At 66.1% G+C, this 24,181-nt stretch carries 13 protein-coding genes; 9 read left to right on the forward strand and 4 right to left on the reverse strand.

Annotation, left to right across the window (positions count from 1 at the left end):
• The first annotated feature begins 148 nt into the window (after window positions 1–148).
• From minC to minE, 3 genes are read left to right on the forward strand one after another with little or no spacing between them, the layout of a single operon-like run.
• The gene (gene minC, locus GTP69_RS11665) at window positions 149–928 is read left to right on the forward strand and encodes a septum site-determining protein MinC (protein WP_161055063.1); all 780 of its coding nucleotides are present in this window, start codon (window positions 149–151) and stop codon (window positions 926–928) included.
• Window positions 929–955: 27 nt separating this feature from the next.
• Window positions 956–1,771 carry a septum site-determining protein MinD gene (minD, locus tag GTP69_RS11670; RefSeq protein WP_110846148.1) on the forward strand — a complete coding sequence of 272 codons (816 nt, stop codon included), beginning with the start codon at window positions 956–958 and terminating at the stop codon, window positions 1,769–1,771.
• A 2-nt stretch (window positions 1,772–1,773) separates the two neighbouring features.
• Window positions 1,774–2,025 carry a cell division topological specificity factor MinE gene (gene minE / locus GTP69_RS11675; RefSeq protein WP_072782712.1) on the forward strand — a complete coding sequence of 84 codons (252 nt, stop codon included), beginning with the start codon at window positions 1,774–1,776 and terminating at the stop codon, window positions 2,023–2,025.
• Here minE and GTP69_RS11680 read toward each other — a convergent pair whose 3' ends face one another.
• Window positions 2,026–2,538 carry a hypothetical protein gene (locus GTP69_RS11680; RefSeq protein ID WP_161055064.1) on the reverse strand — a complete coding sequence of 171 codons (513 nt, stop codon included), beginning with the start codon at window positions 2,536–2,538 and terminating at the stop codon, window positions 2,026–2,028.
• 236 nt (window positions 2,539–2,774) lie between these two features.
• Here GTP69_RS11680 and GTP69_RS11685 point away from each other — a divergent pair, with 236 nt between their 5' ends.
• From GTP69_RS11685 to prmC, 5 genes are all read left to right on the forward strand, one after another.
• Entirely contained in the window at window positions 2,775–3,464 is a 690-nt protein-coding gene (locus tag GTP69_RS11685) for a response regulator transcription factor (RefSeq protein WP_110846146.1), read from the forward strand.
• Between the two features lie 98 nt (window positions 3,465–3,562).
• Entirely contained in the window at window positions 3,563–4,837 is a 1,275-nt protein-coding gene (gene hemA, locus GTP69_RS11690; RefSeq protein WP_161055065.1) for a glutamyl-tRNA reductase, read from the forward strand.
• An 80-nt stretch (window positions 4,838–4,917) separates the two neighbouring features.
• Complete coding sequence (prfA, locus tag GTP69_RS11695; RefSeq protein ID WP_161055066.1) at window positions 4,918–5,997, forward strand: peptide chain release factor 1; 1,080 nt, start codon at window positions 4,918–4,920, stop codon at window positions 5,995–5,997.
• Between the two features lie 141 nt (window positions 5,998–6,138).
• Window positions 6,139–6,609 carry a disulfide bond formation protein B gene (locus GTP69_RS11700; protein ID WP_161055067.1) on the forward strand — a complete coding sequence of 157 codons (471 nt, stop codon included), beginning with the start codon at window positions 6,139–6,141 and terminating at the stop codon, window positions 6,607–6,609.
• The gene (gene prmC, locus GTP69_RS11705) at window positions 6,606–7,421 is read left to right on the forward strand and encodes a peptide chain release factor N(5)-glutamine methyltransferase (RefSeq protein WP_161055068.1); all 816 of its coding nucleotides are present in this window, start codon (window positions 6,606–6,608) and stop codon (window positions 7,419–7,421) included. Before GTP69_RS11700 ends, prmC begins: the two co-directional genes overlap by 4 nt.
• Here prmC and GTP69_RS11710 read toward each other — a convergent pair whose 3' ends face one another.
• The 3 genes from GTP69_RS11710 to GTP69_RS11720 all read right to left on the reverse strand — a co-directional run bounded on the left by GTP69_RS11710 (window position 7,422) and on the right by GTP69_RS11720 (window position 22,324).
• Window positions 7,422–8,342, reverse strand: coding sequence for a histidine kinase (locus GTP69_RS11710; RefSeq protein WP_161055069.1), 921 nt, complete (start codon window positions 8,340–8,342; stop codon window positions 7,422–7,424).
• Complete coding sequence (locus GTP69_RS11715) at window positions 8,339–9,172, reverse strand: response regulator transcription factor (protein WP_202424386.1); 834 nt, start codon at window positions 9,170–9,172, stop codon at window positions 8,339–8,341. Before GTP69_RS11715 ends, GTP69_RS11710 begins: the two co-directional genes overlap by 4 nt.
• A gap of 117 nt (window positions 9,173–9,289) precedes the next feature.
• Window positions 9,290–22,324, reverse strand: coding sequence for an Ig-like domain-containing protein (locus GTP69_RS11720; protein ID WP_161055070.1), 13,035 nt, complete (start codon window positions 22,322–22,324; stop codon window positions 9,290–9,292).
• A gap of 240 nt (window positions 22,325–22,564) precedes the next feature.
• Between GTP69_RS11720 and gshA the strand changes: the two genes are divergently transcribed.
• Window positions 22,565–24,178, forward strand: a complete 1,614-nt coding sequence (gshA, locus tag GTP69_RS11725) for a glutamate--cysteine ligase (protein ID WP_161055071.1) — start codon at window positions 22,565–22,567, stop codon at window positions 24,176–24,178.
• The last annotated feature ends 3 nt before the right edge of the window (window positions 24,179–24,181 follow it).

Raw genomic sequence — 24,181 nt, forward strand, 5'->3', positions numbered from 1 at the left:
CGGGGTCTGACCCCGTACGGGGTCAGACCCCAGCGCAGGCCGCTGTGCGGGGCGAAATCCCGCACCAGGACTCCACTTTCCTCATTTTCCACAGTAGAATGCTGGTGCCTGCGCATGCGCGCGGGGATAACCCCTGATACTGTCGCCCATGTCCAAGAGCCTGTTTCAAAAGCCCATCGAAATCAAGATTTCCACCGTCGTCGCCGTCTCCGCCATCCTGGCCACGGCTGACCGCATCGCGCTCGACGCCGCGCTGGCCGAAATGACCGGCGGCACCGCCGACTTTTTCGAAGACGACCTGACCGTGATCGACATCGCCGCCTTGCCGGCCGGCTGTGAGCCGATCGACTGGGCCGGCCTGATCACCCTGCTGAAAAAATACCGCCTGAACCCGGTCGCCGTGCGCAACGCGCCGCCGGAAATGGCGGCCGAAATCGCCGCCCATGGCCTCAGCCTGGAAACCGCCGGCGCCAAACCGCGTGAAGAAGCTGCACCCGCCGAGCCGGCCCCGGCCCAAGCATCAGCCCCGGTAGCCGTCGCTGCCGCCCAGGCCCAGCCGCCGGCGCCAGCCAGCAACGGCACCGACGTCATGATCATCGACACCCCGGTGCGCGCCGGCCAGCGCATTTACGCGCGCGGCTGCGACCTGGTGGTCACCGCCGTGGTCAACAACGGCGCCGAAATCATCGCCGACGGCAGCATCCACGTGTACAACACCCTCAACGGCCGCGCGCTGGCCGGCGCCTCGGGCAATGCCCAGGCCCGCATTTTTGCATTGAACATGTCGCCGGAGCTGGTCTCCATCGCCGGCGTCTACAGCACGTTTGAAGACGGTTTCCCCCAGGAATATGCACGCTCGCCGACGCAAATTCGCCTGGTAGGTGACAGAATCGATATATCATCTGTCAATACGGCTAACCGCGCTTGACGCACCCCTCTCTGAAAAGGATTATTCGTGGCAAGAATTATTGTTGTAACGTCCGGCAAGGGCGGTGTCGGTAAAACCACCTCCAGCGCCAGTTTCTCCACCGGCCTGGCCATGCGCGGCCACAAGACCGCAGTCATCGACTTCGACGTCGGCCTGCGCAATCTCGACCTGATCATGGGCTGCGAACGCCGCGTGGTGTACGACCTGATCAACGTGATCAATAAAGAGGCAACGCTGACCCAGGCTCTGATCAAGGACAAACACTGCGACAACCTGTTTATCCTGCCGGCGTCGCAGACGCGCGACAAGGATGCGCTGTCAGAAGACGGCGTGGAAGTCGTGCTGCACGAACTGATCAACATGGGCTTCGAATTCATCATCTGCGATTCGCCGGCCGGTATCGAGCATGGCGCGCTGATGGCGCTGACCTTCGCCGACGAAGCCATCATCGTCACCAATCCGGAAGTATCGTCGGTGCGTGACTCGGACCGCATCCTCGGCATCATCCAGGCCAAGTCGCGCCGCGCCCAGACCGGCGGCGAGCCGGTCAAGGAACACCTGCTGATCACCCGCTACTCGCCGAAACGCGTGGAAGCGGACGAGATGCTGTCGTACCAGGACGTGCAAGAAATTTTGCGTATTCCACTGATCGGCATCATTCCGGAATCGGAACAGGTGCTGCATGCTTCGAACCAGGGTAACCCGGCGATTCACTTCAAGGGCACCGACGTTGCGGAAGCCTACGAAGATGTGGTGGCGCGCTTCCTCGGCCAGGAACTGCCGTTGCGCTTTACCACCTATGAAAAGCCGGGCCTGCTGCAGCGTATCTTCGGGAGCAAGTAATCATGGCACTGCTTTCCTTCCTGTTTCCGCCTAAACCAAAAACCGCGACTGCGGCCAAGGAACGGTTGCAGATCATCATCGCGCGTGAGCGCAGCGGCCGCGCCGGTCCGGACTTCCTGCCGGCGCTGCACAAGGAACTGATCGAGGTGATCTCCAAGTACACCAAGGTCAACGCCGACGACATCAAGATTTCGCTGGACCGCCAGGGCAACCTGGAAGTCCTCGATGTGAACGTGGTGCTGCCGGACGCGTAATTACGCCGGCCGGTGCACGCCGGCCGACAGCAACTCCTGCGCCACCTTAGCGCAGGCCTCCACGTGCTGGTAGCCGATCTGGCGGAAGGCGAAAAAGCCGATGCCGGCCGACGCCAGCTGTCCCGCCAGCGGCACCAGCTTGCTGGCCTGGCGCGCCACCGCCTTGAAACCGGTGCGGCGCAACACCTGCAGGACCACTTCCCGCGTCACCAGTTTTCCCACCAGCATGCCGCCGACGCCAATCGCCGCCTCGTAGGCAATCAGCCGGAACTTCGGCTGCATGCGCTCGATCTGTTGTTCGGACAGGCCGAACTCCTGGTTGATGTCGTCAATCAGCAGCGCGAACAGGCGCAAGTCCGACACCACGTCGAGCCCGGGAATCGGCACCGCCGACACGCCGGCCGACAGCATCGCCCGCCGCCGCACCAGCTGGCGGCAGCGTTCGCGCACCGCCGCGATGTCGCGTTCCGAGACCGGTACCAGTGCCCAATTTGTGTCTTTTTTGCCGCTCATCACACCTCCTGGCCTTCACTGTAAGTTCTTGCCATTTTTCAACTTCTGCATTGAATTCAGGGTTTTTCCAGTGTACCGTGTAATCAAGATGCGGGTCGGCTCAGTGAAAACAAGCGTTGCCAAGAAATTATTGATAGTGTCGAAAGAAAATATTTTTAGCCTTTTTGCTAATCTATTTGTGAATCTCTGTTATATTTGACGTGACTTCTCCTTAACATTTACCAGCAGGCAACAGTATGAGAATTGCCGTACTCGACAACGATCGCAGTCAAGCCGAACTCATTTGCCAGGTGCTCACCGCAGCCGGCCACATCTGTCATAGTTTCCAGACCGCCAAAGACGTGCTGGCGCAGTTGCGCAAGGACAGCTATGACATGATGATTCTCGACTGGCAAGTGGTCGACCTGGGCGGCGCCGAAGTCCTGCGCCGCGCCAAGGAAAAGCTGCCGGACAACGCGCCGGTGCTGTTCCTGACCACCAGCTCGGGCGAGGACGACATCGTGGCCGGCCTGGCGGCCGGCGCCGACGATTACATGATCAAACCGCTGCGCCGCAGCGAAATGGTGGCGCGCGTGCAAGCCCTGCTGCGCCGCGCCTACCCGGCGCAAAACGGCGCCGAACAACTGCAATTCGGTCAGTACGTGTTTGAAACCCGCCCAGGGCGCCTGCTGATGGACGGCATTGTGTTGGATGTAACCCACAAAGAGTTCTATCTGGCACTGTTATTTTTCCGCAACATCGGCCGTCCTTTGTCGCGCGCCTACATCCACGAAGCGGTGTGGATACGCGAAACCGCCGTGCCGTCGCGGACCATGGACACCCACGTTTCGCGCGTCCGCAATAAATTGCAACTCAAACCAGAAAACGGCTTCCGCCTGGTCCCGGTCTACAGCTACGGTTACCGCCTGGAAAAACTCGGCGCCTGATCGATAGCAAGGGGACTGCTATAGCATTAGGCAGTCCCACGGGCAACATGCTGGCAGTAGGGGTATAATGACCGCATAATTATCAGTCTGGACCCGAAATGCAGCTGCTTGCCGTCGGCCTCAACCACAACACCGCACCGGTCTCGCTCCGCGAGCAGCTGGCGTTCGCCCCTGAGCAATTGGGGCAGGCGGTGGTGGCGGCGCGGTCGTGGTTCGAGCGCATCGACCATCGTGGCGGCGACGAGGCGGCGATCCTGTCGACCTGCAACCGCACCGAGTTGTACGCCGCCAGCACCGTGCCCGACCCGCTCGACGCCGGCGCCCATTTCCTCGCCGATTTCCACAAGCTGAACTACGCCGAACTGCGCCCGCACCTGTATATGCTGCCGCAGCACGACGCCGTCCGCCACACCTTCCGCGTCGCCTCCGGGCTCGATTCGATGGTGCTGGGCGAGACCCAGATCCTCGGCCAGATCAAGGACGCCATCCGCACCGCCGATGAAGCGGGCGGCCTCGGCACCTATCTGCACCAGCTGTTCCAGCGCTCGTTCTCGGTGGCCAAGGAAGTGCGCAGCACCACCGAAATCGGCGCGCACAGCGTGTCGATGGCCGCCGCTGCGGTGCGCCTGTCGCAGCGCATCTTTGACAAGATCGCCGAGCAGAATGTGCTGTTCATCGGCGCCGGCGAAATGATCGAGCTGTGCGCCACCCACTTCGCGGCGCAGAATCCGAAAAGCATCACCATCGCCAACCGCACGCTGGACCGCGGCGAGCTGCTGGCGCACCGCTTCGGCGGCCGCGCCATCCGCCTGGCCGATTTGCAGGACAAGCTGCACCAGTACGACATCGTGATTTCCTGCACCGCCTCGTCGCTGCCGCTGATCGGCCTCGGCATGGTGGAGCGCGCCATCAAGGCCCGCCGCCACAAGCCGATGTTCATGGTCGACCTGGCCGTGCCGCGCGATATCGAACCGGAAGTGGCGCGCCTCAACGACGCCTTCCTGTACACCGTCGACGATCTCGGCAAAGTGGTGCAGACCGGCCTGGAAAGCCGCCAGGCCGCCGTCGCCCAGGCCGAAGCCATCATCGAAACCCGCGTGCAGTCCTTCATGCATTGGGTCGACGACCGCGCCGTGGTGCCGGTGATCCAGAGCCTGCAGGAAAACGGCGAAGCGCTGCGCCTGCTGGAACTGGAACGCGCCCGCAAGATGCTGGCCAAGGGCGAAGACATCGACACCGTGCTGGAAGCCCTGTCGCGCGGCCTGACCGCCAAGTTCATGCACGGCCCACAGCAAGCGCTGCGCCATGCCCAGGGCGATGAACGCGCCCAGCTGGCAGAGCTGCTGCCACAGATGTTCCGCGGCCGCCGTTAGCGGCTCCCGCTTGCGGCCCGCGTCCCCGCTCTCCCCTCGCCGCGCCATGCGGCGCCTGCTTCACTCTCACAGAATACGCTATGAAACCATCCATGCTGGCCAAGCTTGACCAACTGGCGAACCGCCTGGTCGAACTCGATGAATTGCTGATGTCCCAAGGTGCTACCGATAACATGGATAGCTACCGCAAGATGACCCGCGAGCACGCCGAAATCGGCCCGCTGGTGGCGGTCTACAAGTCCTATCAGGAAGCGCTGGGCGACATCGCCGCCGCCGAAGAAATGCTGGCCGATCCGGACATGAAGGACTTCGCGCAGGAAGAAATCGAGTCCGCCAAGACCCGCACCGCCGAACTCGACGTCGAGCTGCAAAAAATGCTGCTGCCGAAGGACGCCAACGACGAACGCAACATCTTCCTGGAAATCCGCGCCGGCACCGGCGGCGACGAATCGGCGCTGTTCGCCGGCGACCTGCTGCGCATGTACACCCGCTTCGCCGAGCGCCAGCGCTGGCAGGTAGAGATGGTGTCGGAATCGGCCTCGGACCTGGGCGGCTACCGCGAGGTGATCGTGCGCCTGGTCGGCAACGGCGTGTACTCAAAGCTGAAATTCGAATCCGGCGGCCACCGCGTGCAGCGCGTGCCGGCCACCGAAACCCAGGGCCGCATCCACACCTCGGCCTGCACCGTGGCGGTGATGCCGGAAGCCGACGAGGTGGAAGACGTCAACATCAATCCGTCCGAACTGCGGATCGACACCTACCGCGCCTCGGGCGCCGGCGGCCAGCACATCAACAAGACCGATTCCGCCGTGCGCATCACCCACTTGCCGACCGGGATTGTGGTGGAGTGCCAGGACGACCGTTCGCAGCACAAGAACAAGGCGCAGGCGATGAAGGTGCTGGCCACCCGCATCAAGGACGTGCAGCTGCGCGAGGCGCAGGCCAAGGAAGCCGCCACCCGCAAGAGCCTGATCGGCTCCGGCGATCGCAGCGAGCGCATCCGCACTTACAACTACCCGCAAGGCCGCATGACCGACCACCGCATCAACCTGACGCTGTACAAGCTGGACTTCATCATGGACGGCGACCTGACCGAGATGACCAACGCGCTGATCGCCGAGCACCAGGCCGAACTGCTGGCGGCGCTGGGCGATAATTAACCCCTAGGCAAAAAGGGGTCTGACCCCGTACGGGGGTCAGACCCCGGCATGCGGGCTGCGGGGTGGAATTAAGAGCCGTCTAAGGCCTAACAAGCAACATTGTGCGAAAATTGCGCGCATTACCCCTGACCGGACCACCTCATGATACATACCCGCTCCCTGCTGCTGTCCATCGCCCTCGCCGCCTTCGGCCTGATCGGCGTCGCCCTGTACCTGCAGCACGGGCTGGACATGCTGCCTTGCCCGCTGTGCGTGATCCAGCGCTACCTGTTCCTCGCCATCGGCGTGTTTGCGCTGATCGGTGCTTACACCAGCAAGCCGAAGGCGCTGGCCGGCGTCAGCCTGCTGGCCGCGCTGGGCGGTCTCTATACCGCCGGCAAGCACTTGTGGATCCTGGCCCATCCCGGCCTGTCGTGCGGCATCGATCCGGTCGAGACCTTCCTCAACAAAATCCCTACCGCCACCTACCTGCCGTTCCTGTTCAAGGCCGACGGCCTGTGCGAAGACGCGCTGGCGCCATGGTTCGGCCTGTCGATTCCACAGTGGTCGTTCCTGTGGTTTGCGCTGTTCACGCTGGCGCTGGCCTGGGTCTTGATCCGCCGCGCAAAATGACCAGCACCATCGGCTCCCTGCAACGCCAGTCCGCGCTCGATCCACTGGATAACCGCGTGCTGTTGTGCCACGCGCTGGGCGTCAACCGCATCGCGCTGATTACCCAGTCGGAACGTGAACTCACCGAAGAAGAAGCGCAGCGCTTCGCCGCCCTGGTGCAGCGCCGCCTGGACGGCGAACCGATCGCCTACATCGTCGGCCAGCGCGAATTTTTCGGCCTGCCGTTCGACGTCAGCAACGCCGTGCTGATTCCCCGTCCCGACACCGAACTGCTGGTCGAACTGACGCTGGACCGCACGCCGCGCAACGGCCGCGTGCTGGACATGGGCACCGGCAGCGGCGCCATCGCCGTCTCGGTGGCCCACACGCGGCGCGATGCCGACGTCACCGCGCTGGATGTCAGCGCCGACGCGCTGGCCGTGGCGCAGCGCAACGCCGCCAACAACAACGCCCGCGTCACCTTCCTGCAAAGCGACTGGTACAGGGAACTGCAAGGCGCCGCACCGTTCGACGTCATCGCCTCCAACCCGCCCTACATCGCCAGCGGCGACCATCACCTGTCCGAAGGCGATCTGCGCTTCGAACCGGTCGGCGCGCTGACCGATCACGCCGACGGCCTGTCGGCGCTGCGCACCATCATCGCCGGCGCGTCGCCGCACCTGAAACCGCAAGGCTGGCTGCTGATGGAACACGGCTATGATCAGGCGCAAGCGGTGCGCGCGCTGCTCGCGGCGGCCGGCTACAGCGAGGTGCAAAGCTGGCAGGACCTGGCCGGCATCGAACGCGTCAGCGGCGGCAAGCTGCCAGGCTAATCAAAGCCTGATCTGCAAGCGCCGGCGCAAGGCCGACAGCAGCATGGCCGGCGGCGCCGGCTTGTACAGCACCTCGACAAAATCCATCGGCCGCTGCGGCGGCAGCAGGCCGTGCAGCAGCACCGGCGGCGCATCCTCGCGCGGCCAGATCTCCCACACACTCTCGTCTGCGCACAGGATCAGCGCCGGTTCGCGGTCCTGCGGCTCGTATTGCACGTCGAACTCGGCGCTCTCCAGGATCTCGCTGAGGTAATCCTGCATCGGCTGGTGCGACTCCAGCAGCAGGATGGCGTGGCCGGCGCCGAACGGTTCCGGCCAGTCGAAATGCGGGGTCGGCGGCATCGCATCCTGTTCCTGCGCCAGCGCCGCGCCGACCTCAAACCGCAAGCCACCACCGCTGTGCTGTAAAACGCCGCCCATGGCGCGCACCAGGTGCGCCGCCACCATCACCCCGGGCAGGATGCGTTCGTCCGCCAGCGTGCCGTTAAAGTCGTGCCAGAGGCCGTCCTGTTCGCCGGACTGGAACTGCATGCGCACCTCGTTGCCAGTGCACTGCGCGCGCAACGCCAGCTGGCCGGCCGAGTGGTCGCGCAGCCGCGCCAGCACCTGCCCCAGGCGGCGCGCATCCAGCAGCGCCAGCGCCGGCAGGCCGGCGCCGTCGTGCGACACGTGGCGCATCAAGGCGTGCAGATAAGCCGGCGCCGGCGTCAGTTCGGGCGCTTGCAATTCAAAGCGCGCGCACTCCTGCAAGTCGGACAGCCATTCCAGCTGGCGCCGCGCTTCGTCCTCCAGCGCCGGCAAGTCGGCAAAGCCGGTGCTGGCGCGGGTGGCGATGCGCGCCAGTGGCGCCCGCAAATCGTGGTGCAAGGCCGCCAGCAGGCGGGCGCGGATGCGGGCGGCGTCGCGCTCGGCGTCGCTCACGGTGGCGAATCCTGCTGGACGTCGAACGGCAATGCCTGCTGATTTTCGGCCATCGGCCCATGCTGGCGTATCCCCAGGCGGTACGCGCTGGGCGTGGCGCCTGCCTGTTCACGGAAGGCGGTGGCGAAATTGGCGGCGCTGCTAAAGCCGGTCTGCTCGGCGATCTGCTGCACGCTCAAATCAGTATCGGCCAGCAGCTGGCGGCCGCGCCGGATGCGCGCCTCGCCCAAGTAGGTGAACACCGTCATGCCGGCGTGGCGGCGAAATGCCTGCGACAGCCGCTTCTCATGGGTGCCCAGCGCGCGGGCGATGCCGGCCAGCGTCAGCGGCGCACCCAGGTTGTCGTTGATCAGGCGCATGGCGGCCATCGCCACCACTTCGTCCGGATCGTGCGGCGCGTCCGCCGCAGCAGGCGGTGGCGGCGGTCCGGCCTTGCGCAGCCCGGCCAGCTCCAGGTGGATGCGCACGCGCGCGAACACTTCGGCCGGATGATAGGGCTTGGCGACGAAATCAACGCCGCCCATGGCCAGCCCGGCCACGCGCTCGTCCGGCTCGTCCAGGGCGCTGAGGAAGATCACCGGGATCGGCCGGGTCACCGGATTGGCCTTCAACAGCCGGCAGGCGGCAAAGCCGTCCATGCCCGGCATGCGTACATCGAGCAGGATCAGGTCCGGCGGCGACGCCAACGCCGCCTGATATCCCGCCATGCCGTCGCTGGCGGTGCGCACGTGGTACAGCTGGCGGCGCAGCAAATCGGTCAGGAAGCGTAATTCCTCCCGTTCGTCATCGACGATCAGGATGCCCGGCCGTGCTTGTTCGGTTGTGGTCAAGGCAAGAATGGTGCGCCCCCTGGTCAGGAACTAGCGCCCCATTATGCCGCCGTTTTTTTTCAAATTGTCGAGTCCGTCCTCCGGCAAAACCGCTGCCACAGCGTTCAGAATGCCAACTTACAAGCTACCCACCAGGCTCATGCCGTTAGTGCCGAACTGGCTGCCTACCAGCGTAATATCATGCGCCAACTGCACCGCCAGTTCGCCCTGGTTGTGCGTTTCCAGATACGCGTCCCACTTGGCCACAGTGGCGCCATCGGCCTGCAGACCCGCATTGTGGTACATCAGATTAATGAAGGCGAGATCGTCAATACCGCCATGGCTGCTCTGGAATTCAGTCGAATAAATGAAGCCATTCCCCAGCGTACCTCCCTGCAAACCGCTGCCCAGCCAGTACAGGAAGCCGTCCAGGTCACCCGCGCGACCCAGCGTCAGGTGATACAACATGCCTAGTTCCTGCATTGTGCCGGCACCCGCCTGAGTGAAGCTGAGGTCGCGCGTGACGCCGTTGAATTCGCCCAGCTCGATCTGGCGGATGGTGTCGGTGCCGCTATCGGCGCCGCTCAGCATGACGTCGCCCGCCTTGCTCAGCAACACGCTGTACTGGCTGGCGTCAGCGTTGTAGACCACCGTATCGGTGCCGTCGCCCCCCACCAGCAGGTCGTTACCGGCGCCGCCGTCCAGACGGTCATCGCCCGAGTTGGCAATCCAGCCCTGCTCCTGCGTCAGCAGTTCGCGGCCCAGCCCCAGACCGTTGCCGGTGTCGTAGGCAGCACGGTGTGCACTGCTCAGGGCGATGTCGGCAAACACCCCGGCGCGGGTGGCCAGATCGCCGCTGGCGGCTGCGTCCAGCCGCGCCAGGTAAGGCGTCAGTGCTGCGGCGTCCGGCGTGATGCCAAGTGCGTTGTGCAGCAGCGTGGCCACATAGTCGTGGTTGCTGAGGGTCATGATGCCGTGCACCGCCTCGTCTGCTTCGAGTATGCTTTGCGCCTGCTGTTGCACGCTGAGGTTGTACTGCACCCAGAAATTCAGGCCCGGCAGATCCGGCACGCGGTCGAAAGCGGCGTGGTACATCAGCGACAGCATGTCCAGCTTGACGGCGTTGGTGCCGGCAAACTTGAGGATGGCCTCGCCCTGATTGAGCTCGGCCGCCGTCAATGTCTCGGTAGCGGTGGCGTTGGCCAACGCGGTCTGGTGGATGCCGACCACCTTGCCGCCCTTCAGGTAGAACTCCCACAGGCCGGCGTCGCTGCGGCCCCCCTGCAGGACGTCGTTGCCGGTGCCGCCATGCAGCGCATCGTTGCCGGCGCCGCCGGCCAGCTGGTCGGCGCCATCGCCGCCGTCCAGATAATCGTTGCCGGCCGCAGTGATCAGGATGTCGTCGCCGCCGTTGCCGTACAGCGTGTCGTTGTCGCTGCCGGTGGTCAGCACGAAGCGCTGCGCCGCACCGTCGCCGATGAAGAAGTTGGCGCCGGCGCCACCCAGGATCGTCGCCTGGCCGATGACGGCGGCAAACTGCACATTATCCAACTGCAGGCCGATGCCCTGCGCCAGCGCGTGGGCGTCAATCACCAGCGCGGTGGCGGTATTGTCCGGCGTGGTGTCATGCTGGGGATTGCCACCGGCGGGCGCCAGGTCGCTGCCGTCGATGATCACCACACCATTGGCGGTGTTCGGCGCCGCGCTCATGGTCAGCGTGGCGTGCTGCAGCTGCACCTTGGCGCCGAGGCCGGCCAGGAATTCCTGCGCCTGCGCCTCCATTGCCACCCGGGTGGCCTGGCCGGCTGCCGTGTGGTCGTCGATGCGGCCGATCAGGTCGGTCAGCGCCATGCTGCCGCTCAGCAGCGATGCTGGCCCGGCCGCCTCGAAACCTACCCCTACCGGCAAACTGACCACCAGGCTGGTACCCGGATTACCGCCGCTGGCGGCAATCCCGATCGGGATGTCGGCCAGGTTGGCATGCTCGGTGCTGCTGTCTTCCGGCCGCGTGGCGGTAACGGTCGGCACGCTGATGGTGCGCGACGGCAGGCCGGTGCGGCTGTCGATGCCGGTCACGGTGGTCAACATCACGCCGTCCACTGTCGATGGCGTGCCCGGATTGACAGGCGTGTTGGTGTTGACGCTCACCACCAGCGGCGTCGCCGGCGTGTTGGCGTTGTTGGCGGCGTCGCTGAACAAACCGCCGCCGAGATTGACCGTGATTGGCGTGGTGCTGTTGGCCGGCGGCGTGATCACCACCGTGTAAGTGGTGCCGCTGCCGCTGAAGCCGCTGACGACGCCGCCGGTCACCACCAGGTCGGCCGCGGTCAGCACGCCGGGATCGCTCAGCGTCAGGGTGATGGTGGTACTGCCGCCCTGCCCGACCGTGGTGGCGCTGCTGCTCAGCGTGACGGTCGGCGCGGTGATGTCCAGCGTGTATTGCGCGGTGTGGGTGGCGCTGACGTTGCCGGCCGCATCGGCCACCCGCACCATCAGCGTGCGGGTGCCGGGCACCAGCGTGCTCGCCAGCAACCAGGTGGTGCCGTTAACCGTCGCCAGGTGCCAGGTCACACCGCTGTCGACCGAGACCTGCACCACGTCGCCGGCCGCCAGCGGCGCGCTCAGCGTGCCGCTCAGCGTCTGCGTCGGGTTATTGGTGATCAGATCGCCGCCGGCGCCGCTGTCGTCGGAGAAGGCGATGCCGCCGCTGGCCGCCGCCGTCGGCGCCACGGTGTCGATCTGCAGCGACGGAATCGCGGCGCCCCCGCCGGTGTTGCCGGCAACGTCGGTGTAGCCGCTGACGCTGATGGTGGCGCTGCCGGCGGCGACGCCAGTGGTCGGCGTGAAGGTGGCGGTATAGACCAGCGGATTGCTGGTCGGCGTCAGCGTGCCCAGCGTGCCGCCGCCTACCGTCACATTGCTGCTGCTAAAGCCCAACGGCGCTTCGGAGAAGGTGAAGGTGATGATGGCCGGCTCCACGCCGTTGGCCACCGCCACATTGCTGCTGATGACCACCGTTGGCGCGCTCTGGTCGAACACATACGGCGTGCTGGTCGGCGCGCTGTAATTGCCGGCCGCGTCGATCACGCGTACCTGCAGCACGCCACTGGCGGTCAGCGTATGCGCCACGCTCCAGTTGCTGCCGTTGATGGTGGCGGTATTCCAGGTGCTGCCATTATCGAACGACACCTGCACCGATTCGCCGGCGCCCGGCGGCGCCGACAGCGCGCCGCTGACCGTCTGCGTCGGATTGGAAGTGATCAGGTCGCCAACGACGCCGGTGTCGTTGCTGAACACCGGGGTGCCGATGGCAGCCGACAGCGGCGGCAGCGTATCCAGACTGAGCGACGGCGTGCTGGCGCCCAGCCCGCCATTGCCGGCCAGGTCGCTGTAGACATTCGGCGCCACGCTGATCACCGCGCTGCCGGCGTTGAGGCCAGGCGTCGGCGTGAACACCGCCGTGTAGACCAGCGGATTGGCAGTGGCGGTGAAGCCGCTCAGTGTGCCGCCGGTGGCGGTGACGTCGCCGGCGGCAAAGCCCAGCGGCGCCTCATTGAAGGTAAAGGTGATCAGCGCCGCGTCGCCCAGCTTCAGCGACGCCAGGCTGCTGCTGATCAGCAGCGTCGGCGGCGCCGCGTCAATGCTGATCGGACTGCTGACGGCGCCGCTGCCAGCGTTGCCGGCAGTGTCGGTATAGCTGCCGGTCAGCACCGAGACCGCAGCCGGCAGACTATAGCCGGCCGCCGGCGTAAACTGCGCGGTATACACCAGCGGATTGGCAGTGACGGTAAAGCCGCTGATGCTGCCGCTGCCGGGCGGCAGCACGATGTCGCCGGTGACGAAGCCCTGCGGCGCTTCGCTGAAAGTGAAGGTCAGCGTGGCGCTCTCGCCGGCCTTGAGGGCGGCGGCGTTGCTGCTGATGGCCATCGTTGGCGGCGTGGTGTCCAGCACATACGCGGCCGAGTAGGCGGCGCCGTGATTGCCGGCGCCGTCGGTCACGCGCACCTGCAGTGTGCCACTGCCGCTCAGGAACACCGGCGTTCCCAGTGCCCAGTTGACGCCGCCCACCGGTGCCACCGCAGTGGTCCAGCTGGCGCCATTGTCCACCGAGACTTCCACGCTATCACCGGCCTGCACATTGGCGTCCAGCGTGCCGCGTATGGTCTGCACCGGACTGCTGGTGATCAGGTCGGTGTTGCTGACGCCGGTATCGACGCTGAATTCCACCGTGGCGATGCCGGTGTTGGGCGCCTGAGTGCTGTAGGTGATCGGCGTGATGGCGGCCGCCAGGCCGGCATTGCCGGCGGCGTCGAGGAAGCTGCCGGCACTGACCACGATGGTGCCGCTGCCGGCGCTCACGCCCGGCGTCGGCGTGAACAGCGCGGTGTACACCAGCGGATTGGCGGTCAGGCCGAAACCGCTCAGGGTACCGCCGGCCACCGTGATGTCGCCCAGCGTGAAGCCGATTGGCAGCTCGCTGAAGGTAAAGGTGACGGTGGCCGATTCGCCGATCTTCAGGCTGGCGGCGCTGCTGGTGATCTGCAGCGCCGGCGGCGCGGTATCGAGCGTGATCAGGGGCGAAACGGCGCCGCCGCCGGCATTACCGGCCAGATCGGTGTACAGACCGGCCGCCAGCGTGACGCCGGCGCCCACGCCGGACAGCCCGGCAGTGGGCGTCAGCTGCACCGTGTAGACCAGCGGATTGATGGCGTTGAAGTTGCTCAGCGTGCCGTTGAGGGCCACCAGGTCGCCCACCGCAAACCCGCTCGGCGCCTCGCTGAAGGTAAACGTCAGCGTGGCCGACTCGCCGGCCTTGAGCGTGCTGGCATTGCTGGTGATGACCATGGTCGGCGCCACCAGGTCCAGCACATAGCCGGCCGAGAACACCGAACCATGGTTGCCGGCGGCGTCGCTGACCCGCACCTGCAGCGTGCCGCTGCCGGTCAGCAGCTGCGGCAGCAACGCCCACTGGCCGGGCGCCGGGGTCACCGCGTTCAGCCAGGTGGCGCCATTGTCCAGCGACACCTGCACAAATTCGCCGGCGCCTACCGGCGCGTTCAGCGTGCCGCTGATGATTTGCGACACGGCGTTGGTGACCAGATCGCTATTGCTGGGGCCGTTGTCGGCCGAGAAGCTGAGCGCCAGCACATTGGCGGTCGGCGCCAGCGTGTCGAGCGCGATCGGCGCGCTGCTGACATTGGCGCCGGTGTTGCCGGCGGCGTCGGCATACACGCTGCCGGCCACGCTGATGACGGCGTTGGCGCTGGCGATGCCGGCGCCCGGCGTGAAGGTGGCGGTGTACACCAGCGGATTGCTGGTGGCGCTCAGGCCGCTCAGGGTGCCGTTGCTGGCGCTGATGCTGCCCAGCGCGAAGCCGGTCGGCGCATCGCTGAAGGTGAAGGTGACGGTGGCCGTTTCGCCCACCTTGAGCGCGCTGGCGCTGCTGGTGATGGACAAGGTCGGCGCCAGCGTGTCGACGCTGATCGATGGCGAGCTGCCGCCGCTGCCATCGTTGCCGGCGGTGTCGGTGTACAGGTTGTTACCCAGCGTGACGCTGGCGCTGCCGTTGAAACCCGGCGTCGGCGTCAGCACCACCGTGTACACCAGCGGATTGGCGGTCGCGGTGAAGCCGGTCAGCGCGCCACCGGTGGCGATCAGGTCGCCCAGCGTGAAGCCGGACGGCGCTTCGCTGAAGGTAAAGCTGATGGTGGCGCTCTGGCCGACCTTGAGGGTGCTGGTATCGCTGCTGACGACCACCGTCGGTGCGGTGGTGTCCAGCGTGTAGTTGTGGATGCCGACCGTGCCATGGTTGCCGTTGGCGTCGCTGACGCGCACCTGCAGCGTGCCGTTGCTGTTCAGCGTCTGGCCGAACAACGCCCACGAACTGCCGCCCACCGTGCTGCTGGCCGTGGTCCAGCTGACGCCGTTGTTGAGCGAAACTTCGACGATGTCGCCGGCCGCCAGCACGCCGCCGTTCAGCGTGCCGGCGATGTTTTGCGCGGCGGTGCGGGTGATCAGGTCGACGCTGCTGCTGCCGGTGTCGGCCGAGAACAGCACGCTGCCGCTACCCAGCAACGGCGCCAGCGTGTCGATGCTGATGCCGGGCGAGACGCCGGCGTTGCCGCCATTGCCGGCCAGGTCAGCATAGGCGCCGGCCGCCACGCTGACCACCGCGCTGGCGCCGGCCACATTGGCGGCCGGCGTGAACACGGCGGTGTACACCAGCGGATTGGCGGTCTGCACCAGGTTGCTGACGGTGCCGTTGGTGGCGCTGATGTCGCCCAGCGAGAACGCGGCCGGCGTCTCGCTGAAGGTAAAGGTGATGACGGCCGTGCCGCTGCTGTTCAGCACACCTTGGCTGCTGCTGATCGCCAGCGATGGCGCCAGCGTGTCGATGGCGATGGCCGCCATGCTGCCGCCCACGCCCAGGTTGCCCAGGGTGTCGGTATAGCTGCCGCCGATCACGCTGATGGCGCCGCTGCCGCTGGCCACGCCGGCGGCTACGCTGAACACCGCCGTGTAGACCAGTGGATCGGCGGTGGTGCTCAGGGCGCTGAGCGTGCCGCCGCTGACCAGGACGTCGGTGAAGTCGAAGCCGGTCGGCGCGCTGCTGAACTTGAAGGTGATGTTGGCGGTATCGCCGGCCTTCAGCGCGCTCACGTCGCTGAGGATGGCCACGCCCGGCGCCACGGTGGCATAGGTGATGGTCGGCGTGGCCCCGGCCTGGCCGTTGTTGCCGGCCAGGTCGGTGTAGGCGCCAGACGCCACCGTCACCGAGCCGACGCCAGCCGCCTGCCCGGCGGTCGGCGTAAACACCGCGGTGTACACCAGCGGATTGGCGGTGGCGGCAAAGCCGGTCAGCGTGCCGCCGCTGACCGTGACGCTGGCGGCGCTGAAGCCCACCGGCGCTTCGCTGAAGGTAAAGGTGATCAGCGGCGCGTCGGCGCTGTTCAGCACCGATTTGCTGGTACTGATCGCCAGCGTCGGCGCCGTCTGGTCCAGCGTGTAGGCGGCGCTGTAGGCGGCGCCGTGGTTGCCGGCGGCATCGCTGACGCGCACTTGAATATTATGGCCGGCACCGGTGGTCAGCGTTTGCCCTGCCAGGCTCCAGCCGTTGCTGCCGGCGCTGGCACTGGCCGAGATCCAGGTGAGGCCGTTGTTGAGCGAGACTTCCACCGTCTCGCCGCCCAGCAGATTGGCGCTGAGCGTGCCGCTGAGGTTTTGCGCGGCCACATTGGTGACCAGGTCGGCCGCGCCGCTGTCGGCGGAAAACACCACGCTGGCGCCACTGGTGGTCGGCGCCTGGGTATCGACGCTGATGCCGGGCGAGCTGGCGCCGCCGCCGGCGTTGCCGGCCTTGTCGGTATAGCTGCCGGCGGTCAGGGTAATGTTGTCGGTGACGCCGTTGACGCCCACCGCCGGCGTGTAGGTGGCGGTGTACACCAGCGGATTGGCGGTCGCGGTCAAGTTGCTCAGCACGCCGTTGGTGGCGCCGATGTCGCTCAGGGCGAAGCCGCTCGGCGCCTCGCTGAAGGTGAAGGTGATGGTGGCGGTCTCGCCGATCTTGACGGCGGCGACATTGCTGCTGATGGTGGCGGTCGGCGGCGTAGTATCCAGCACGTAGCTGACCGAGTAGGCGGCGCCGTGATTGCCGGCGGCGTCGGACACGCGCACTTTCAGCGTGTCGCTGGCGGTCAAAGTCTGGCCGGCCAGCGACCAGGCGCTGCCGGCGCCGGTGGCGGTCGTCCAGCTGGCGCCATTGTCCAGCGACACTTCAACATACTCGCCGCCGCCCAGCGACGTGGCCAGCGTGCCGCTGATGGTCTGGGCGCTGGCGTTGGTGATCAGGTCGGTGCCGCTGCTGCCGCTGTCGGCCGAGAACACCACGGTGTTGGCGATGGCGGTCGGCGCCTGCGTATCGATGGCGATCGGCGGCGTCAGCGCACCGCCGGCCGCGTTGCCGGCCGCATCGGCGAAGGCGCCGGCGGCGATGGTGATGCTGGCCGCCGTGTTCTGGATGCCGGCGGTCGGCGTAAAGGTGGCGGTGTAGACCAGCGGATTGGCGGTCACCGCCAGCCCGCTCAGCGTGCCGCCGGCGGTGACCACGTCGCCGGCGGTAAACCCGACCGGTAGTTCGCTGAAGGTGAAGGTCACGGTGGCGGTCTCGCCAGCCTTGACCGCCGTCACGTTGCTGGTGATGGCCACGGTGGGCGCCAGCGTATCGATATTGATCACCGGGCCGCTGGCGCCGCTGCCGCTGTTGCCGAAGGCGTCGGTGTAGGCGCCGGCGCCGACGCTGATGTCGGCCGTGCCGCTGCCGACGCCGGTGTTGGGCGTGAACACCGCCGTGTACACCAGCGGATTGGCGGTGGCGGTAAAGCCGCTCAGCGAACCATTGTTGTAGATGATATCGCCGCTGGTGAAACCGGTCGGCGGCGTGCTGAAAGTGAAGGTCAGCGTGGCCGCCTCGCCCGACTTGAGGGCGACATCGTCGGCGGTGATCAGCAGCGACGGCAGCGTGGTGTTGATGGCGATCGGCACCGTCAGGCTGGCCTGGCCGTTGTTGCCGGCGGCGTCGATATAGCCGCCGGCGTTGACCTGCACGGTGGCGGTCACGCCCAGCTGGCCGGCGGCCGGCGTGAAGGTAGCGGTGTACACCAGCGGATTGCCGGTGGCGGCCAGGCCGCTGATGCTGCCGCCGGTGACGGTCAGTGACGAGGCGCTGAAGTTGGACGGCGCTTCGCTGAAGGTGAAGGTCAGGGTGGCGCTCTGGCCGGCGCGCAACGCACCGAGATCGCTGGTGGCCAATACCGTAGGGGCGGTGGTGTCCAGCACATAGGCGGCGCCAGCGGTGGCACCGTGGTTGCCAGCGGCATCGTTGACGCGCACCTGCACCGTGTTGCTGCCGGTCAGCGTGATGCCGGCCAGGCTCCAGCTGGCGCTGCCGACACTGCTGCCGGCATTGCTCCACGTGACGCCGTTGTCGAGCGACACCTGCACCGTTTCACCCGACACCAGTGCCGCGTTCAGCGTGCCGCTGACGGTCTGCGCCGCAGTGCGCGTGATCAGGTCGGTGCTGCTGACGCCGGTATCGCTGGAGAAGCTGAAGCTGGCGCCGGTGGTGGTCGGCGCCACCGTGTCGATACTGACCGACGGCGACGGCCCGGCCGTGCCGCTGTTGCCGATCAGGTCGGTATAGCTGCCGCCGGCCACCGTAATGCTGGCCGCGCCGCTGGCGATGCCGGCCGACGGCGTGAACACCGCCGTGTACACCAGCGGATTGGGGGTGGCCGTGAAGCCGCTCAGCACGCCGCCGCTGACCGCCACGTCGCCGGCGACGAAGCCCAGCGGCACTTCGCTGAAGGTGAAGGTGATGTTGGCCACGCTGCCGGCATTGAGCGAGGCCAGGTCGCTGGTGATGACCAGCGTCGGCGCCTTGGTATCGACCAGGATCACCGGCGTCACGCCGCTGCCGCCCAGGTTGCCCAGGCCGTCGGTATAGCTGCCGCTGGCGACCGTGATGCTGGCCGGCGCGCTGACGTTGGCGCCCGGCGTGAACAGCGCGGTGTAGATGCCGCCGCCCAGGTTGGTCAGGCCGCTGATGGCGCCGCCGCTGACGCTGATATCGCTGGCGGTAAAGCCGCTCGGCACGCTGGTGAAGGTAAACGTGATGTTGGCGGTTTCGCCGGTTTTCAGCGTCGCCGCATCGCTGGTGATGACCACGCTCGGCCCCAGCGTGGTGATCGAGATCGCCGACGAGGTGGCGCCGCTGCCGTTGTTGCCGGCCAGGTCGGTGTAGCTGTTGTTGGTCAGCGTGACACTGCCCAGCAAACCGCTGAGGCCGGCGTTCGGCGTGAATTCCACCGTGTACACGCGCGGATTGGCGGTGGCCACCAGGTTGGCCAGCGTGCCGCCGTTGGCGGTCAGGTCGCCGAGCGCCAGGCCATCCGGGGTTTCGCTGAAGGTCAGCGTGATCACCGCACTCTCGCCGCTCTTCAGCACGCTGACGTTGCTGCTCAGCGATACCGTCGGCGCGGTGGTATCCAGCTGGTAGGCGCTGCTGGCGGCGGCGCCGGCGTTGCCGGCCGCATCCACCACGCGCACTTGCAGCGTGTTGCTGCCGGTCAGGGTCTGGCCGGCCAGCGACCAGGCCGCGCTGCCGCTGCTGCCGCTGGCGGTGACCCAGGTGCTGCCGTTGTTGAGCGACACTTCCACATGCTCGTCGGTTCCCAGGTTGGCGCTCAGCGTGCCGCTGATGGTTTGCGCCGCCGTTTTGGTGATCAGGTCGCCCGGCACGCCGGTGTCGGCCGAGAACGCCACGCTGGCCGAGGTGGTGGTCGGCGCCGTGTTGTCGATCGAATAGCTGGCGCTCAGCGGCGTGCTGCTGCCGCCCGGGTTGGTCACGCGCACCTGCAAGGTGCCGGAGCCGTTCAGCGTCTGGCCGTTCAGCGCCCAGCTGGTGGAGCCGGTGGCGGCGGTGGCGGTGGCCCAGGTGCTGCCGTTGTCGAGCGAAACTTCGACCTTCTCGTTGCTCAGCAGCGCACTGCTGAGGGTGCCGGTAATATTCTGCGCGGCGGTCTGCGTGATCAGGTCGGTATTGCTGACGCCGGTATCGGCCGAGAACGTCACGCCCAGCGCGGTGGTGCCGCTCGGCACCGCCGACACCACGGTGGTGGCGTTGTTGCTGACGATGACGCTGCCGTCGTTGATCGAGACCGTGAAAGTGGTAGTGGCGCTGATCCCGGCCGCGCTCTTGAAGATCAGCGCCTGCAAGGCTGCCTGCGCAGCGCCGGGCGCGGCCGACGACAGCGTGTAGGTGACGCCGCCATCGGTGGTGACAAAACCGGACGCGCTCAGCGATGGCGGCGTGAATGCGCCCTTGGCGGCGCTGTCGGGCGTAATGGTGACGATCACCGACGCGCCGACATCCGGATCGCTCAGTGTGATGGCGGAGAACGGATGCAGCGTGCCGCCGGCGGTGACGTTCTGCGCCGCCGCCGTGCCGGCCAGCACCGGCGCATCGTTGACCGAGGTGGCAGTGATGACGGTGGAAGTATTGGTAACGGCGGCGCCGTTGGCGTCGGTGGCCACCATGGTAAACGTGGTGTTGATGTTGACGCCCACCGCCGCCTGGTTGGCGGTCGGCGTGAAGGTCAGCGCCTTCAGCGCGGCGGTCAGCGCAGCCGGCGTGGCGGCGCTCAGCGTGTAGCTGCCGTTGCTGCCGGACAGGCCGGCGCCGCTCAGCGTGCCGTTGGCGGCGTTGAAGCTGATCGTCATGCTGACGTTGTCGCCGTTGATATCGGCCACGGTCACGCCGGAGAACGGCTTGATGGTGGCGTTGTCGCCGACGCCAGCGGTGGCCGTGCCGGTGATGGTCGGCGGGCTGTTGCTGGTGTTGTTGACCACCACGATGGCGGCGCTGACAGCGGTGTTGGCATTGCCGATCACGCTGTTCCAGTCATCGCCCGCCGACAAGGTATAGGCGGTGCCGCCGGCCGAGATGCTGCCGTTCTTGTTCAGCAGCGCTTCGACCGCCGCGATGTCGGCCCCCGACAGCGTGACCGAGAACGAGGTGGAACTGTTGACCTCGACATTGCTGCTGGTGTTCAGGAAGCGCGTGGCGCCGCCCTCGCCGGTCAGACCCAGCTTGGCGACGGTGATGTCGTTGTTGGCGCCGACCACGCCCACCAGGTTGGCACCGGTAACCGTCAGCACATGGGTGGCGGCGTTGTAGCTGGCCGAGTTGATGGTCGGCAGCTGCACATTGGACACCGCAATCGGATTGCCGGTCAGGTCGACGCCGTTGCTGAGATTGCCGTCCCAGTTGGCGGCTGCCGCCAGGTTGAAAGTGGTGCCGTCGACGCTGGCCGCGCCGTTGTTGTTCAGCAGACCGTTGAGGGCCAGCTTGTCGGCCGCGTTCAGCGTGATCGAGGCCGCCGTGGTGCTGCCGGCGCTGACCACGGACGAGGTCAGCGTGTAGCTGGCGCCATTGGCGCCGGTGATGGTCAGCTTGGTCGGATCGATGGCGTCGCCAGCGCGGATGCCGACCGCCGTCAGGTTCAGCACGCCGTTGCCGGCGTTGTAGGCGGCCGAGGTGATGCTGTTGGCGGCGCGCGCATTGGCGATCTGCAAATCGTCGATCGCCACCTCAAAGCCCAGCGGGTTGACGATGCGGATGCCGTAGATGCCCTTGAAGTTGGCCATCGAATCGAAATTCAGCAGGCCGTATTCATTGACAAGCAAGCTGGTCAGCGAAACGCCGACGCCGGTTGGCTGGTAATTGGCGTCCAGTGCGTAGACCGTGTAGATCACCGTCCCCAGCAGGTTGCCCAGCAGGCTGCCGCTGCCCAGGTTGAGGCTGACGGCGTCGAACACGCCGCTGTTGGCGCGCAGGTCGACGTAGCTGACCGGCGATAGCAGCGAGCCGTTGACGGTCAGGCGGTCGTCGCTGAGCGGAATGCCAATCAGGTTGCTGCCGTTGACATTTACCACCTGCACGCCGCCGCCGTTGGTGCTCTGGGCGTACAGGTCCAGGCCGAGGCCGAGGATGTTGTCGACGTGCACCACGGTGCCGGCCGCCAGCCCGGTGGCGTTGAGCAGCGTGACATTGAGGTTGGTGGTGAAAGTGATGGTGCCGTTGCTGCCATTGTTAACCAGCGCCAGGTCGCCGGCATAGGCCTGTTCGGCGGCGGCGGTCAACGCGGAAGCGGCCTCGATGGCGCCGCTGTGGTATTCCAGGTCCCAGTTGCCATGCACGCCGGTGATATCGGTCGAGGCCGCCACGTCGGCGCCGCTGACAAAGGCCAGCGCCTCGACAAAGCTCTGGCCGGTCACGCCGGCGGCCACGTCGCAACCGAACAGCAGCAGGTCGCCGTCATCGGACAGGGCGGCGCCCCATTCGCGCACGGCTACCTGATAATCCTCCAGGTGTGCGCTGTCGAGTATGGTGTTACCGAGTTGCAATTGGCCGGCCGCGCCGTGCGACACGATCTGGATGCTGTCCAGGCCTTCATAGTTACGCAGCACGGTGGCGATTTGCTCGACGCCATCGCGCCATGAAGCCAGTTTCACGACCAGCACATCATCGGCAACGCCGGCTGCTAGCGCGTCGGCATTGACCACGCTGGCGTCGATGAATAGCACTGAGCTATAGGTTCGATTGGGGCTGCTCATATTGCTTCTCCGCATCATTCTTGCCGATAACTGATTATGAGTAGCTTCAAATGGATTACAAAATTTTCCTGTTTGCCAAACGTTCTGTCCGGTGTGGCAAATGCGGAGGTCGCTTGCCGCACAAAGAAAAAGCAGCGCTTTTTGTTAAAATGCTCTTCTTGCCGCCTTTCGGCGAGTTCAGCCAATATCGGTTACTCTCTGCACCAATAATTTATTAGCTGCACCAGAAAGGATTTCAAATTGCCAACTCTTTTGACACGACGCCTGGCCTTGCTGGCCGAAGAAAAACACCGCGCCGTGCTGGCGGGCGGGCTGCGGGGCATCGAGCGGGAGACCTTGCGCGTGGACCGCGCCGGCCATCTGGCGCACACGCCGCATCCGGGGGCACTGGGGTCGGCATTGACGCATCCGCAAATCACCACCGATTACGCCGAGACGCTGCTGGAATTCATCACCCCGGCTGAAAAAGATATTGGCGTCACCCTCGCCAAGCTGGACGGCATCCACCGTTACGCCTACAGCAAGCTGGGCAACGAACTGCTGTGGAGCCAGTCGATGCCGTGCACGCTGCCGGCCGAGGAAGACATCGAGATCGCCTGGTACGGCACCTCCAACCTGGGCACGCTCAAGCATGTCTACCGGCGCGGCCTGGCGCTGCGTTATGGCAAGGCGATGCAGTGCATCGCCGGCATCCATTACAACTACTCGCTGGACGAACGCCTGTGGCGCGTGCTGGCCGAGCATGAAGCCAAAGAACAGCCCGACGGTAAGCGCCTGACGCCGCGCGCCTTCCAGTCGGAAGCCTACCTGGCCACCATCCGCAACTTCCGCCGCTACAGCTGGCTGCTGATGTATCTGTTCGGCGCCTCGCCGGTGCTGTCGTCCGGCTTCCTGCGCGGCCGTCCGCACAAGCTGCAAACGCTGTCGGCCGACACGCTGTACCTGCCGTACGCCACCAGCCTGCGTATGAGCGACCTCGGCTACCAGAACGACGCGCAGTCGGGCCTGAGCCCGCACGAGAACTGTCTCGACAGCTACGTGGCGGCGCTGACCAAGGCCGTCAACCAGCCGTACGAACCGTACGCCAAGCTGGGCACCAAGCGCGACGGCGAATGGATACAGCTGAGCACCAACGTGCTGCAGATCGAAAACGAGTACTACTCCACCATCCGTCCCAAGCGCGTGATCCAGACCGGCGAACGACCGATCCAGGCGCTGTGCGCGCGCGGCGTGCAGTACATCGAAGTGCGCTGCATGGACGTCGACCCGTTTGAACCGGTCGGCATCAGCGAAACGGCCGGCCGCTTCCTCGACGCCTTCCTGCTGTTCTGCGCACTGGAAGAAAGCCCGCAGATCACGCCCGAGCAAAGCGCGCGCTACACCGAGAACTTTGCCCGCACCGTCAAGGAAGGCCGCCGTCCGGGCTTGACGCTGCACAATGGCGACGCCGAAGTGCCGCTGCCGATATGGGGCGCCGACCTGCTGGAACGCATCCGTCCCGCCGCCGCCTTGCTGGATACACTGCGCGGCGACAGCATCCACGGCGACGCCCTGGCGGCGCAGTCGCTGAAGCTGAACGACCCGACACTGACGCCATCGGCCAAGGTACTGGCGGCGCTGGACGCGCACGGCAAATCGTTCAATGCCTTCGCGCTGGCGCAAAGCGAACAGCATGCGGCCTACTTCCGCAGCCATCCGCCGAGCGCCGAGGAAGCTGCCTACTTCGACGGCCTGGCCGCCGTCTCGCTGGCCGAACAGGCCGAGATGGAAGCCGCGCCGCAGGCCAACTTCGACGACTACGTCTCGGCCTACCGCAACAGCAACTTGTGCCAATCGAAGCAGGGCGCTGACTGACCT

Origin of the sequence: Duganella levis (genome assembly GCF_009857605.1) — a bacterium.
Lineage (GTDB): Bacteria > Pseudomonadota > Gammaproteobacteria > Burkholderiales > Burkholderiaceae_D > Rugamonas > Rugamonas levis.